The sequence below is a fragment of the Enterobacter cancerogenus genome (assembly GCF_019047785.1).
Taxonomy (GTDB): Bacteria; Pseudomonadota; Gammaproteobacteria; order Enterobacterales; family Enterobacteriaceae; genus Enterobacter; species Enterobacter cancerogenus.
This window is the reverse complement of sequence record NZ_CP077290.1, coordinates 4,464,807-4,480,041: the sequence shown is the minus strand read 5'-3', so window position 1 is coordinate 4,480,041 and position 15,235 is coordinate 4,464,807. Positions and strand designations below refer to the sequence as shown.

Below are 15,235 nucleotides of genomic sequence, written 5' to 3'. Positions count from 1 at the left end.
GAATGCCTGGCTGCGAAGTCGAGATAATGCAGTGGTTTATGCGGCGTTGAAGCGCACTTACTGGCCAGGGCAAGATTAGATGGGCCTGAGCGCAATAAAAAAGGCCCGATGAGTTTCACCGGGCCTTGTCATCAGACTGGGTTAAATCAGATTAATCCAGCCATTCGGTGTGGAACACACCTTCTTTATCCGTGCGCTTATAGGTGTGCGCGCCGAAATAATCGCGCTGCGCCTGAATCAGGTTCGCAGGCAGTACGGCTGCACGATAGCTATCGTAATAGGCTACAGCGGCAGAGAAGGTGGGAACCGGAATGCCGTTCTGCACGGCATAAGCAACCACGTCACGCAGCGCCTGCTGGTATTCGTCGGCAATTTTCTTGAAGTACGGCGCCAACAGCAGGTTCGCGATCCCCGCATTTTCAGAATAGGCATCGGTGATTTTCTGCAGGAACTGGGCGCGAATGATGCAGCCAGCGCGGAAGATCTTCGCGATTTCGCCGTAGTTCAGATCCCAATTGTTTTCGTCAGAAGCGGCGCGCAGCTGCGAGAAGCCCTGTGCATAAGAGACGATTTTACCGAGATACAACGCACGACGGACTTTCTCAACGAACTCGGCTTTATCACCAGCGGGTTTCGCCTGCGGGCCAGACAGCACTTTAGATGCTGCAATGCGCTGCTCTTTCAAAGAAGAGATATAACGCGCGAAGACGGACTCGGTGATCAGGGACAGCGGCTCGCCCAGATCCAGCGAGCTCTGGCTGGTCCACTTACCGGTACCTTTGTTAGCAGCTTCATCCAGAATCACATCAACCAGGTATTTACCTTCTTCATCTTTCTTAGTGAAGATATCTTTGGTGATGTCGATCAGGTAGCTGTTCAGTTCGCCTTTATTCCACTCGGTAAAGGTTTCAGCCAGCTCTTCATTAGAGAGATTCAGGCCGCCTTTCAGCAGAGAGTACGCTTCAGCGATCAGCTGCATGTCACCGTATTCGATGCCGTTGTGAACCATCTTCACATAGTGACCCGCACCATCCGCACCGATATAGGTCACGCATGGCTCACCATCTTCAGCAACAGCAGCAATTTTAGTCAGGATTGGTGCGACTAGCTCATACGCTTCTTTCTGACCGCCAGGCATGATAGATGGGCCTTTCAGGGCACCCTCTTCACCGCCTGATACACCGGTACCGATGAAGTTGAAGCCTTCAGATGACAATTCACGGTTACGACGAATGGTGTCCTGGAAGAAGGTGTTGCCGCCATCAATGATGATGTCGCCTTTATCCAGATACGGTTTCAGAGAGTCGATTGCAGCATCGGTACCCGCGCCCGCTTTCACCATTAACAGGATACGACGAGGCGTTTCCAGGGACTCAACGAACTCTTTAACCGTATAGAAAGGAACCAGTTTTTTACCAGGGTTCTCAGCGATGACTTCTTCGGTCTTTTCACGGGAGCGGTTGAAAACGGAGACGGTATAACCACGGCTTTCGATGTTGAGCGCCAGGTTGCGCCCCATCACTGCCATACCGACAACGCCGATCTGTTGCTTGGACATTACATACTCCTGTCTTGGGGATAACCACTGCAATGCAGTTTGAAAGTATTTATGATGTTAACTCAAGCGCACGAGTTAGGTATAGCCTTTGATGCGCTAACACGTTACAGATAAGAAAACAGGCTAACCATTAGTCAAAATATGCGGAATTGATAAAGGTCTTCCCTTCCCTGTCCTTAGCTGACAGTAACGGAGTTAAGCCATCCACAAGAGGCCACTTGATACCGACAGATTTATCATTCCACAACAATGAATGCTCGGACTGCGGGTTGTAATAGTCAGTACATTTATAAACAAATTCAGCGCTTTCAGATAAGACATAAAATCCATGAGCAAATCCTTCAGGGATCCAAAGTTGACGCTTGTTATCTGCTGAAAGCATAACTCCCGTCCAATGTCCAAACGTTGCTGATGACCTTCTCATATCTACTGCAACGTCAAAGACTTCGCCTGATACTACGCGAACGAGTTTCCCTTGAGGATTCTGAGTCTGATAGTGTAAACCTCTAAGGATATTTTTCGAGGATTTAGAGTGGTTATCCTGCACGAAGTTGCGTTGGCCTACCAGTTCACAAAATTTCTTTTGCTGCCAGGTTTCCATAAAGAAACCACGGTCATCACCAAAAATGACAGGCTCAATAATTTTGACATCAGGAATTTCTGTATCGATGACTTTCATTATTCACTCTTTATTTGCCTAAAACTTCTACCACAACACGTTCAACACCTTCTTTCCATTGAGGTATATTGACGCCAAACACCCTTTGAAACTTCTGATTGGAAAGGCGAGAATTCAATGGCCGTACAGCTGGGGTCTTATATTCGCTAGTTAGGATCCCTTGAACATTTTTTAAAGCGAGGGGGACGCCTTGAGCTTTAGCGACATCAAAAACGAAATTAGCGTAATCGAACCAGGTTGTTTCACCGCTCGCTACAAGGTGGTATGTTCCTGCTACCGCCTTATTACGTTGCTCTTCGCGAAGTGCAATTGCAGTACAATCAGCCAATAATTCAGCACTTGTAGGAGCACCATGCTGGTCATTGATAATCGACAATGTCTCTTTTTCACCGGCCAGCTTAAGCATTGTTTTAGCAAAATTATTACCACGGGTGGCATAAACCCAGCTTGTACGGAAGATCAAGTGTCGAGGGTTTAGACGTGCTATAGCTAATTCACCAGCCAGTTTGGTTTCGCCATAGACGTTCAATGGGGCGGGGATTTCATCTTCTAACCGAAAGTGTGTACCTTCACCATCAAATACATAATCTGTAGAATAGTGGACAAGAAGAGCGCCTAATTTTGCAGATTCCTCTGCTAATACAGCAGCTCCTTTGTGGTTTAATATCTCAGATAGCTCGCGTTCCTCCTCCGCTCGATCAACAGCAGTATGTGCAGCTGCGTTAACAATAATGTCAGGTTTCACAGACTGAACTGTTTGCGCTATGCCAATCAGATTCGTAAGGTCACCACATAAATGGGTATCAAAATAATCAACAGCGGTGACTTCACCTAAGATTGAAAGAGAGCGTTGTAGCTCCCAGCCTACCTGCCCATTTTTTCCTACAAGTAAGATTTTCATTGGCATTCGTATTTAGTTTCCAATCAACATTTTCAGATATTGACCATAGGATGTTTTTTGCAGCAGAACAACCTGGCTTTCTATTTCTTCAGCAGTCAACCATTTATTACGAAATGCAATTTCTTCCAGGCAAGCGACTTTCATACCCTGCCGTTTTTCAATGGTATGTATAAACTGTGATGCCTCAATCAAGCTATCGTGTGTTCCAGTATCGAGCCAGGCGAAACCACGGCCAAGCAGTTCTACCTCAAGTTCACCACGATCCAGATACATCTGGTTCAATGTGGTGATCTCAAGTTCACCGCGGGCTGAAGGCTTAATTTCTTTTGCCATATCGACAACATTACTGTCGTAGAAATATAGCCCGGTAACTGCCCAATTAGATTTAGGCTTCAGTGGTTTTTCTTCAATAGACAATGCTTTGAAATTCTCGTCAAATTCGACAACACCAAAACGCTCAGGATCCTGTACCTGATAGCCAAAGACTGTTGCTCCCGAGGTTCTGGCAGCCGCATAATTTAATTTCGCACCGAAACTTTGGCCGAAGAATATGTTATCGCCCAAAACCAGCGCACACGAATCATTATCAATAAATTTTTCACCTATTGTAAAAGCCTGAGCGAGTCCATCAGGTGAAGGTTGAACAGCATAAGTGAAACTCACACCAAATTGAGAACCGTCTTTCAGCAACCGCTGAAAAGCAGGCATATCTTCAGGGGTCGTAATGATAAGAATATCTTGAATACCAGCCAGCATAAGAACTGATACCGGATAGAAGATCATTGGCTTGTCGTATATAGGTAGCAGTTGCTTAGACACGCCCTGAGTGATCGGGTAAAGTCGTGTGCCTGATCCTCCAGCTAAAACAATTCCTTTCATAATGTTATACCTCGATTATTCATTTAACCCAAGACGTTCACCTGCGTAAGAACCATCCAGAACACGCTGCCACCAATTTGCGTTCTGCAAGTACCAGTTAATGGTTTTTTTAATCCCACTTTCGAAGGTTTCAAGCGGTTCCCATCCGAGTTCATTTTTCATTTTACTCGCATCAATGGCATAGCGAAGATCGTGTCCGGGGCGGTCTGCAACAAATGTGATTAGATCTGCGAAGCTTGAAATGCCGTTTGGCTTTGACTCGATCATACTGTCTAAAATTGAGCAAATACACTTTACGACATCGATATTTGTACGCTCGTTGTGACCGCCGATACAATAGGTTTCGCCAATCATACCTTCCCTCGCAACTTTATATAAAGCGCGGGCATGGTCTTCGACATATAACCAATCACGAATTTGTTGTCCATTTCCATATACCGGGAGAGATTTGCCTGCCAGTGCATTAAGAATAATCAACGGAATCAATTTTTCCGGGAAATGATACGGTCCATAGTTATTTGAGCAATTGGTGATGACGGCCGGCAATCCATAGGTACGATTCCATGCACGAACTAAATGATCGCTCCCTGCCTTAGAGGCGGAGTAAGGACTGCTTGGTGCATAAGGTGTTTCTTCTGTAAACAATCCATGAGCATCATGAAGGTCACCAAAAACTTCATCAGTAGAGATATGATGAAAGCGGAATACTTTCTTTCTTGATTCATCAAGCGATGCATAATATTGTCTTGAAGCCTCGAGTAAAGTGAAGGTTCCAATTATGTTAGTATGAATAAATGTTGCTGGCCCGTCTATAGAGCGGTCGACATGACTTTCAGCAGCCAGATGCATCACGATGTCTGGTTGAAAGGTATTGAAAACATCATTGATAGCTTTCGCATCAGTGATATCGGTAAGAGAAAAAGAATATCTTGAACTTTCCTTTACCTCAACCAGAGACTCCAGATTACCGGCATAGGTTAAACAATCAACAACACAGACCGAGTCTTGTGTATTATTTATTATGTATCGGACAACGGCTGAACCGATAAAGCCTGCTCCGCCAGTAACAAGAATTTTCATAGTTTTCACTTTATGTTAGTTTATCTTAAAATTATAGCACTCATTGGATTTATCAAAAACCACAATAAACCATGGGGAATTAAGCTTTCTCAAAGAGAGTATCTATATGCATTGCAAGTATATTTTCTGTTAACGTAAAGTCACACTTCTCTTTAAATAAAGCCAGAGCATTTGCGGACATTTCAGCAACCAATGTTGGGTTACTGTCTAACAATTCAAGCGCTCGAGTCCATTCGCCAATAGAATTATCCTTTATGAATATGCCAACATTTTCTTTTTCTATATCGATATACCAATAAGGATTAAATGTTGCAATAACAGGAAGACCCAATGCTATCGCTTCAATCAACGATGATAAACCTACGCAATAATTTATTTTGTCAGATTTAATAGGGATAATCATACATTTTGATGCACTTACCTTTTTTAGTAAATCCTTATATTCCCATCGACCTTTATTTACAAAGACATGACCATTAGCGTTCAAGTAAGTATCCGGTAACGATAAATCACTTGTATAAATATCAACCGCAACGTTGCTGTTTTTTAGCGATTCCATTACGGATGGCAAATCTCTGTTTTCACGCCCTGTAGAGATTATGTTGTTAAAATGATGCATTGCAAGGAAGGGAGCATAAAAATCTGATTCACCTCCCCATGGAATGAAGTGGCACCTATCTGTAGCAATTTTTTTTGACGTACTAATTTCATCCCGCGTTCTTTTCGAAAGAAAAAAGATAGCATCAATTTGTCTTACATATGTCTGTAAAAACGGTAACAGAAGACCATGCATTATTTTTTTCACCTTAGACGCAGGAGGCGAAAAAATATCCAAGTGCATCCAACCTGCAAATTTTGTATTAAGGAAAAAAATTTTAGACAGCATGAAAAAAAGCATCGTTTTCCTTTTCACGAATGGCATGAAAAATAAATCCGGCTTGAATTTCAAAAAAGTGATTAAGTCCTTGACTAAATTACCTTGACCAACACTGATTTCGAAGCCCATCTTCTCTAACTTTGAAACTCCATAGGCAAATTGTGCAGGTATTTCATTATTTTTAAAGCGCTTATAGGCCGCACCATTATCATTAACAAAAACAAATGCTCTCATTCAATCTCCAAATTACAAATGATATTTATACAAATTATTTAGTAAGCCCCTTTTCTAAATAGAACAACACTTACTGTTTTGAATAAAATTACAATATCATTCCATAAAGACCAATTTTTAACATACCAGGAATCAAAATAAACGCGCGTTGTGTAATCAACGTCATTGCGTCCGCTTACTTGCCACAGGCCGGTCATTCCCGGTTTTACCATCAAGTAATAATCAACATCGTCCGCATATCTCTCTAATTCTTCATGAATAACTGGACGTGGGCCAACGAGACTCATTTCTCCCTTAAGTACGTTGAATAGCTGAGGTAACTCATCAAGACTAGTCTTGCGGATAAAGCGACCGATAGGAGTAATGCGAGGATCGTTCTTCAGCTTAAAATCTTTGTTCCATTCTGCTCTGGCTGCAGGATCAGAAGCAAGCAATTTCTCTAGAATCTCTTTGGAATTTATATCCATAGAACGAAACTTATAGCACTTAAACGTCTCCCCCCGACGGCCAATCCTTGTATGGGCATAAATTGCAGGGCCGCCATCACGCGATACTTTATACCACAGGTAAACCAATAGTGGTGACGAGACGACAATAATACCTAGTGTACATAGGATATCGAATGTGCGCTTAATAAAGCGTGAGGTCGCCTTAGACAAATTATTATGTACTTGTAAGAGCAACACTTCATGACTAAAGATGAAGGACATACTGGTGCCGTATAATGGGAACCCTCGCAAAGAAGGAATTATAATAACGTTACGGCACTTATTGTTTGCTAAAAAGCGTAACCAATTCTCGAATTTATCTTTTTCATCAAAGTCACAAGCCACAACAAACTGCGTTGAAAATGGATTAAAATGCGTGAGCAACTCCTTTTTATCTTTGATTATGGGGCATTCTTCCATCATATCTTCATTTGCTTCAAAGTCGCAAAATGCATCTATTTTGAAACCGGAGACTTCATGGCTTTGCAGTGCAAAAAAAGCTTCGCGTGCATTGCGGCCAGAACCTAAAATTACTGTGCGCTTTTTCCAGTAACCCAATTTATTAAGAAGCGTTTTTGTTAACTCTCGTGACAACGGAACCATAATAATGGCATAAAGCCAACAAAATGCCCAAATATAACGAGAAAAATGCCATTTTGAAAATGCGACCAACGCAAGGTCGAAAATTGAAAAAATTATAATTGTGCGTAACGTTTCTTTCAACTCAGACCAGAAAGGCTTTTTTTGAGTATAATGGCGCAAGCGAACCCCGAACCAAAATACACATAAAGCGGTAAGAATGAGATGTGACAGAACCCGTACATCAATCTGGCGTATTGGCATGAATGTATTTAAATCGCCAATAAAGAACATAACGGTTAAAAAAGACATTCCCAAAGAAACATTAAGCCAGATAAAATCCGAAGCGATTAATGCGCCGCGGCAAAAGAACTCTTTCTTTTGATCTTTAAATACACTGATTTTCATTATCCATTCCCTGACATGAATCGTATAACTCATGCCTTGGTCATCATTTTTGTGGGTGTGTAAAACTATTCTGCACTTTGGCAACCTGGGTATTAATCAGTGATTCACAATATTTCTCCCAGGCGCTATTGACATACTGACTGATTTCTTCACGGAAGCGCTGTTCAGAGAACGTTAACGCATGTTCGCGGCAATCTTCAGATTTAATCTGATCACAATTTTTTTCGAAGATATTTACGGCTTCACATATAGATTCCGCCGTCTGTTCGAAGAAGAATAGCCCTGTAGGTTTTTCTGAACCGAGTGGTCTCACCGTTTCGAGACAGCCGCCTTTACCGTAAGTAATTACGGGGGTACCGCTTGCTTGTGCTTCAACAGGAGAGATGCCGAAATCTTCTTCTGCAGCGAAAACATATGCTTTTGCTCGCTTCATATAATCAACCATCGCAGCATCGTCCTGGTAACCCAACAGCGTCACGTTCTCCGTAGCCAATTGTTTAATCTTCTCCATCTCGGAGCCATCGCCAATAACAATCAGTTTTTTATCTGGCATTTTTGCGAAAGCACTTACGATGAGATCAACACGTTTATAAGGGACCATACGACATGCGGCCAGATAAAAATCATCTTTACTGTCGCTGAATTCAAACTTATCCGTGTTAACCGGAGGATAGATTACCTCTGCTTGTCTGCCATATACTTTATTGATTCGGCGCGCGATAAACTGCGAGTTACCAACAAAATGATTCACTCCAGCGGCAGTACGATAGTCCCACATGCGAATTTTATGAAGCAGATATTTAGCAAGCCACCCTTTTAGCCCTTTGTCTAACCCGGATTCTCGTAGATACTGATGTTGAAAATCCCACGCATAACGGATAGGGGAGTGCACATACGAAATATGTATCTGGTCAGGCCCTGTGATTACCCCTTTTGAGACTGCATGGCTACTTGAAATAACTACATCATAAGCTGACATATCAAGTTGCTCGATAGCTAGCGGCATTAAAGGTAAATAAGACTGGAATTTTTTTGCCGCAAAAGGCAAACGTTGCACAAAAGTAGTGGTGACTTTCTTATTATTAAGGAAGTGACGATCTTTTGGCTTTAAAAAATCGCATACTGCGAAAACATCTGCATCAGGATAGCAACGTAGTATTTGCTCGACTACTTTCTCAGAACCCGCATAGGAGCTGAACCACTCATGAACGATCGCTACTTTCATCACGTTTCTCATCAATTAACTTAAACATTTTGTCAGTTCGAGACTGGTACGTGTATTGCTGTGCCAGTTCCAGACATTTTTCTAATGAAATTCTATTGCCTGACATAATCTCCTCTAGTGCTGTAATAAACTCAACTGGAGTGTGGGCGATACGCACAAAGTCTTTAAAGTCAGCAAGTGACGCCAAATCAACACTTACAACAGGTTTACCCGCTGCCAGATATTCGAAAAACTTCATCGGGAACATCGATGCGGTATATTCATTTAAATTGTTGGGAAGCAATGCAGCGGAAAATCCTTTTAGGTACGCCGGTAATTCCTGGTAAGAACGTGCACCGAGAAGATGAATGTTTGTATAATGACTTAACTGTGTCGCATCAGTGTTAGGATCACCCTCGCCAACATCACCGATCAGAACAATTGACCATTCCGGATGGGCTTTTGCAATTTCTTCCAGAAGTATGAAATTGACCTTATAGCCACTGATTGCGCCGATAAATCCAATTCGTGGTTCAGGGATTTTTTCAAGATCAGATGGAATAGATAAATGCTCGTCCAGCGCAGTAGAGAAGTGATTATAGTCCGCGACATTTGAAAAGTAATAAACCTCATTACTCCATTTAGTTCTTGACTTTAAAAGGGTAAGGGACGTTACGAATGTAATATCAGCCTGGCGAACCAGTTCCTCTTCTGCATTCAGGAGAATATCAACCGGCATACCTGGCTGAGCTTTGATTTCATCGACACAGTGATAAACGACATAGCCAAAATCATGAAGCGCCAAAAAGCGAGTGGTGAGCGGATTATAAGTCCATAGTGTTTCGTCCTTAAATTTTAAACGCCAGCACCACAACTTCAAAGCACTACTCAGAATAAGTTTATTGAGTTTACGGACAAAAGCATAGTTATTGAAGGGAATGGAAATCGGCGACCATACCCAGATATTATCCCGTACTTTTCGCGGGGCTTTAAGTGCTTTTAATATCCGACGTAATATCCGCGAGAGATCTTTCTTGTTTACACTCGGTCTCCGGAGTCCAAGAGACTCAATGTAAAGAACGCGGTGTCCACGGTTTGCTAACTCCAAGGTAACATGCTGTTTATTAGTCCAGAATGGATTATCCCAATCAGCTGTTGATAAGACGACGATGTCTTTAATAGTGTGATTTTTTTTCATGATTTTTATGCTATCTCGTTCCCTTTTTGATGAGAATTCCTTTTAAACCTTTTCGGTATACTGGAAAAAGCATTGCCCATAACATACTAAATATTACAAATATCGAACCGTTTATTATTATCCTTAAAATAACATTATTTGGCTCTAAAATATAAGTTCCTAGTACATTCATAAATCCAACATACAGAATCAGCCCTATGGAAATTCTCATTATTACTGGAAGAAGATCCTTCCAGATTTTTAAATAGTATGCACTCAAGACGAACATCATCAAGCTATATATTGAATTGCCCAGTCCTAACCCAAAAGCGCCCCACGCTTTGTAAGTAACAAGATTTACAATGGCATTACTGAGCAAGGCAATCAACATGACCATCAGAACTTGCTTGTTATTAAGATGTGCACTGAGCGCTTTAATAAAAATATAACCTATTACTTGTGCCCACAGTCCGATGCACATACCTTGTATAATATCAGTGGTTACCGTCACTGAATGCGCGTTAAAAGCACCACGCATAAAGAGAAGAATAACTATATCTTTAGCATAGTAAAAGATAAAAAAAGACATATTTATGACCAGTAATGCCAGCCATTTATAAATGATTTTTATTTTATCCCTGACAACTTCTGGAGTCTGCGAAGACCATTCTGATAATCCTGCAAACGCTATAGGCACTGAAAGAATGAAAACAACTGTATCGGTAATAAAACGCGCATAGTCCAGACCAGAAACAACGTCAATACTAATAAATGATGCTAATGCCCTCTCGAGCGTTATATTTCCCTGCAAAATAAGCGGTAGAATTAAAAGAGGGCGAAGCGTAACCCAAAAACTTTTCATTACTAATTTGACTTCGACCAAGTCAATATGGGCGGGTAAAGTGAGGATAGCACCTTTCCTTGCGCGAATAATAGCCCACAAGCTAAAAATTATATAACTTCCTGTGAATCCCCACGCTAAGAGCAAATAATCATTGTAATAGTATGCTGAAATTACCCCGAGCAACATGCCTACATTTTGAATCGATGCTCGCATTGATATGGGTTTATAATCCCCATGCGCCATCGACAAATAGTTCATCAATGCTGAAAAAAGATAAAAAGGGCAACAGATTGCCATTATTTTCAGTAAGTCAGTTGACATTTCACGAGCGGTTCCGTTAATGCCTGGAGCCATTATACCGACCCAGTAATCTGACAAAAAATACAGAACTAAGAATATTAATATAGATACTAAAGCAAAAAACATAAACATGCATAACTTAAAAGTAGATGCGCGTAATTCGTTTTCGGTTAGATATTTTTTATATAGCGGTATGAAGGCAGAATTGAGACTATCACTTGTCATAAAATTAATTGGTACTAGAGTGCCTGTTTGGGCAATTCTGTATGCCGCATTGATATCACCTGTACCAAAAAATTTTGCCATCAAAACTTCCCTGATCAACCCCAGAACTTTCGAAAGCATATTTCCGCCAAACAGTTGGCTAATTGCCCTTTTCATTTAGACATTCTTTCAAATAGAGTAATATATTCACTCACTGAGTGACTCAAGGTATTTTGAACTGAGATATAAGATTTTCTTTTTTTACAAACTATTGTATTGATATAACCCAGAAGATCGCTTATCGAATATTCATTTGGATTGATCTTGAGTATCTTTTCTCCTGCTGTAAAAGTAAGATGCCTAGATATAATAAGCGGCAACCCTGCACTCATTGCTTCAAGGACATTTAATGGTAAACCCTCTACTCTTTTGGTAAGGAATAAAAATATATCCGCACATTGCATAAGTTTTGCCAGATCGTTACGGCTCTTTGCTCCAAGGAAAAGGACGTCCTGATTTAAGGAAAGGTCAGCAACCTTTTTACGCAGATGTTGTTCATAGGGGCCATCTCCACAAATAAGGAGTTTGGCAGAAGGTTTAGATTTTTTTATCTGAGAAAATAATTCAATATTATTATCAATGCCTTTCTGTTCATGTAAACGTGATGCCGAAAGAAATACCATTGAGTCAGAATCTATGTTTAACTCCTCTCGCAATGCGGTTCTTTGTGAAGTTGCGTCAGAGAACAAATTTTCATCAATGCCATTCTCGATCTTAACAACTTTTTCCTTCTCACATATCAGCGATGTTGGAAAAGTCGTTAAGTCATGCCTAACAGCATCACCAACAGCGACAATCCAGTCAAAATGTGAGTAATGTTTAGCATCTGAGCAAAAACCATGAATATTTCTTAAGCTCGACAGAATTTTTTTGAATTGCCGAGTTTTCAGCTTGGAAACCATTTCTCCAATGGACGTTCCATGCGCTTGCATAATAAACTTGGCGTTTGGGAATAATTTTTTATACTGTAAGACACTGAATGCACCTGCACTGATGCTTATCACTGCCTTCACATTGCCTTTATCTTGCCAGCACTTTGCTAATTTTGTTGTCTCGTACCACCATCCCTTAGAATATACTGCCTTTGGTACATTTTTAATTTTTATTATTTCGGGATTAGTTATTGAGAAGGGAACTTCTGCATCAAAATCTGTTGTTACAACCTTTACATCATATCCTTTTGACCGCAGTTGAACGGCTAAGTCCCATGCTACTACCTCCATTCCCCCCAGATGATGAAACGGAAGAGAACGCGAAAAAATAATTACTTCTTCAGCCATGAATCACGTCCTGGTAAATTTTTTCTAACTTAATAGTTTGTTCAATAAGATTAAATTTTTTACTGACAAAACTGCGTGCAGCAATCCCCATCTCAGAGCTTTTTAGTTGATTGTTTAGTAAATAGCTAATTCTTTCAGCAAGTTGATTATCATTCCTCTCTTCTACCAAAAATCCTGTACGCTCATCGATTATTGCTTCTGGAATACCTCCATGCTGCGTACCAATTACAGGAACTCCTGTCACTGCCGCTTCAAGAAGTACCATTCCTAAACCTTCTGCATCACCTGTTTTTGCCGTAACGCTAGGTAAAACCAACATACTAGCTTGACGCATCCAGGTCATCACATCGCTGTGAGGTAGTGCACCAACAAATGTCACATTATTTTCAAGCCCAAGCATTGCGACCTGGGTCTTAAGAACTTCCCTTAATGGGCCGTCACCGATAATTACGAGCTTAACGTCACTATTTTTTACCTTTACATGCTTAATAGCATTGATTAATACGTTCGTTCCTTTTTTTTCAACTAACCGCGCGACATGCAGGATTATGCCTTGATTGTCCTCTTGATTCCGTGGCTGGTAGTTTTCAACATCAATACCGATGTAATGTTGAATAATCTTGCTTTCAGGGAAGCCATGTGACAGCGCCTGTTGAGCAATGAAATTTGATACACAAATAAATTTATTGCTATCATTTTTAACTTTTTTCTGATGGATGAGATAATTTATCCATGCTGGCGAACGTGATGATAACAATTCTTTATTACTAACGGTCACATCAAATCCATGCAGGGTTGTCACGATAGGTATATTTTTATTTTGGGCTAGTTTCAGCGCGTAGAGGCCATCAATAGCAAAATGCGCGTGGATGAGATCTAAAGGTTGTTCTCGCAAAATATAATGATAAGGATGAGCGGATGTCGTTATGGCATTAAACATCTCAGCAATTTTTCCTTGAAAATCTCCATTTTCATTCAATACTGCGGTATCCGCACCATCGGGTTTCCTTCCAATAATTCGCCTGCCTATATAGCACTTTTTAAAGCATTGAAGTGCTTCAGCTTGCTGTTGGATGAATATCTCTGAACCTTTAAAGAGCTGGTTTCTGAAAATACCAACCGTTTTCATTGTCGTACCTTATTATTATGGTTAATTGGTAAATTCGCTACCATGTTTAATGCCATACTAAGCCCAAGCATTACAGCCAAAACAACCATCTGATGCTGCTCCCCAATTAAACCAAAGTTTTCTCCAAATCCATGAGCGAACAACCATGAGAGCACCATCATGAACGAAATCCCTATGCTTCTCTGTTCTTCATAGATACCCCGAATCGCTCGCCACGCAACAGTAATACTACACATCATAAAACCGAAGCCCATGAATGAAGCAATAATGCCGGATTTAGACCAGAGATATATAAGGGTGTTATGAGGCGGGAGAAAGTAGTCGGTATGCTTACTATAATCAATTTCCCACCCACCAAATCCTTGCCCCATCAACGGATTATTCAAAAATGCATTAAATGCATAATTCCAGATTTGATAACGGGTTTCAGCGGTATCTGTTGATTCCTTTAAAAAACCAGTGTGTTCACTCATGCTGAAAATAACGCTAATTGCGATTAGAATAACAACAAAAGAAGCACCAACCGATCCTAGTATAATTTTAGTGGAACTTTGCAATTTTAGATAGATAAAGAATACTGGTATGAGTACCGCGAAGAGCACCCCGGCTTTGGAGCCTGTAAAGAATACTGTAGCCCACAATATCACAGCCATTAAAAGGGTTTTTTTTGATTTCTGCGTTTTATATATCCCCCAGGCCATGAAAGAAGAAATACCAGCATAACAGGCCGCTGCATTGGCATTAACAAATAATATACCACCCGCTTTCACCGGATCATAGAAGTTATTTCTTGCACCATCTAATAACCCCTGTAGCGTATTCATTCCCATTGTATATTTACTCATTGGGGAAAGAATAATAGCTAATTCTAGAGACTCATTAAACCTGAAGATCATGACCGTGATAGCCTGAAGACAAATGATAAAAAGCATAACATTAATCGTTCTATAAAGTGCTACCCGGTCTTTCAATGCCAACATATAAACAGCATTGGAAATCACGATAAATTCACACAAATAGGCAATATCTCGTATACCTATTGATTTTTCAACCGACCACGTAAGGCTAAATGAACTAATGACTATAAGCCCGACAAGAATTAGAATCGTCGGTTTCGCTAAAAAACGACTTAAGTTAATGAGAAATTCAGGAAGGAGTAAAGCGGGGATAAGAAACGCCAGAGGTACATCGGCCCCGCCTATTTGTATCAAATATAGCTGTGGAATACTACACACTAGCACTAATAAGAGTCTGGTGCGTAAGTGCAGCGAGAGCATACCAAAATAGAAAATCAGAACTATTACTGCTATGAAAATTTCAAACATTACTTTATTCCCGCGAGATTAAGCAATTC

General features: G+C 40.9%; 13 protein-coding genes. All 13 read right to left on the bottom strand.

Going from position 1 to position 15,235, the window contains the following annotated elements; all coding sequences use genetic code 11:
- Window positions 1-151 precede the first annotated feature (151 nt).
- On the bottom strand, window positions 152-1,558 hold the full coding sequence (gene gndA, locus I6L58_RS21110; protein ID WP_088208150.1) for an NADP-dependent phosphogluconate dehydrogenase: 1,407 nt from the start codon (window positions 1,556-1,558) through the stop codon (window positions 152-154).
- 130 nt (window positions 1,559-1,688) lie between these two features.
- Window positions 1,689-2,237 carry a dTDP-4-dehydrorhamnose 3,5-epimerase gene (rfbC, locus tag I6L58_RS21105; protein WP_088208149.1) on the bottom strand — a complete coding sequence of 183 codons (549 nt, stop codon included), beginning with the start codon at window positions 2,235-2,237 and terminating at the stop codon, window positions 1,689-1,691.
- 10 nt (window positions 2,238-2,247) lie between these two features.
- Window positions 2,248-3,138: a dTDP-4-dehydrorhamnose reductase gene (gene rfbD, locus I6L58_RS21100; protein WP_088208400.1), complete on the bottom strand. Its 891-nt coding sequence runs from the start codon at window positions 3,136-3,138 to the stop codon at window positions 2,248-2,250.
- 12 nt (window positions 3,139-3,150) lie between these two features.
- On the bottom strand, window positions 3,151-4,017 hold the full coding sequence (gene rfbA / locus I6L58_RS21095; protein ID WP_088208148.1) for a glucose-1-phosphate thymidylyltransferase RfbA: 867 nt from the start codon (window positions 4,015-4,017) through the stop codon (window positions 3,151-3,153).
- Window positions 4,018-4,032: 15 nt separating this feature from the next.
- A complete protein-coding gene (rfbB, locus tag I6L58_RS21090; RefSeq protein ID WP_088208147.1) occupies window positions 4,033-5,097 on the bottom strand; it encodes a dTDP-glucose 4,6-dehydratase in 1,065 nt (354 codons plus the stop codon).
- Window positions 5,098-5,176: 79 nt separating this feature from the next.
- A complete protein-coding gene (locus I6L58_RS21085; protein WP_088208146.1) occupies window positions 5,177-6,208 on the bottom strand; it encodes a glycosyltransferase in 1,032 nt (343 codons plus the stop codon).
- A 38-nt stretch (window positions 6,209-6,246) separates the two neighbouring features.
- Window positions 6,247-7,683, bottom strand: a complete 1,437-nt coding sequence (gene wbaP, locus I6L58_RS21080) for an undecaprenyl-phosphate galactose phosphotransferase WbaP (RefSeq protein ID WP_088208145.1) — start codon at window positions 7,681-7,683, stop codon at window positions 6,247-6,249.
- 43 nt (window positions 7,684-7,726) lie between these two features.
- The gene (locus I6L58_RS21075) at window positions 7,727-8,908 is read right to left on the bottom strand and encodes a glycosyltransferase family 4 protein (protein WP_176399418.1); all 1,182 of its coding nucleotides are present in this window, start codon (window positions 8,906-8,908) and stop codon (window positions 7,727-7,729) included.
- Window positions 8,886-10,085, bottom strand: a complete 1,200-nt coding sequence (locus tag I6L58_RS21070) for a glycosyltransferase (RefSeq protein WP_088208143.1) — start codon at window positions 10,083-10,085, stop codon at window positions 8,886-8,888. Before I6L58_RS21070 ends, I6L58_RS21075 begins: the two co-directional genes overlap by 23 nt.
- Before the next feature lie 10 nt (window positions 10,086-10,095).
- Window positions 10,096-11,589, bottom strand: coding sequence for a murein biosynthesis integral membrane protein MurJ (gene murJ / locus I6L58_RS21065; protein ID WP_088208142.1), 1,494 nt, complete (start codon window positions 11,587-11,589; stop codon window positions 10,096-10,098).
- Window positions 11,586-12,752 (bottom strand): glycosyltransferase family 4 protein, encoded by a 1,167-nt coding sequence (locus I6L58_RS21060; protein ID WP_088208141.1) that lies wholly within the window; start codon window positions 12,750-12,752, stop codon window positions 11,586-11,588. The genes murJ and I6L58_RS21060 overlap by 4 nt, the downstream gene beginning before the upstream one ends.
- Window positions 12,745-13,881 carry a glycosyltransferase gene (locus I6L58_RS21055; RefSeq protein WP_088208140.1) on the bottom strand — a complete coding sequence of 379 codons (1,137 nt, stop codon included), beginning with the start codon at window positions 13,879-13,881 and terminating at the stop codon, window positions 12,745-12,747. Before I6L58_RS21055 ends, I6L58_RS21060 begins: the two co-directional genes overlap by 8 nt.
- On the bottom strand, window positions 13,878-15,206 hold the full coding sequence (locus I6L58_RS21050) for an O-antigen ligase family protein (RefSeq protein WP_088208139.1): 1,329 nt from the start codon (window positions 15,204-15,206) through the stop codon (window positions 13,878-13,880). Before I6L58_RS21050 ends, I6L58_RS21055 begins: the two co-directional genes overlap by 4 nt.
- Window positions 15,207-15,235: the final 29 nt, after the last annotated feature.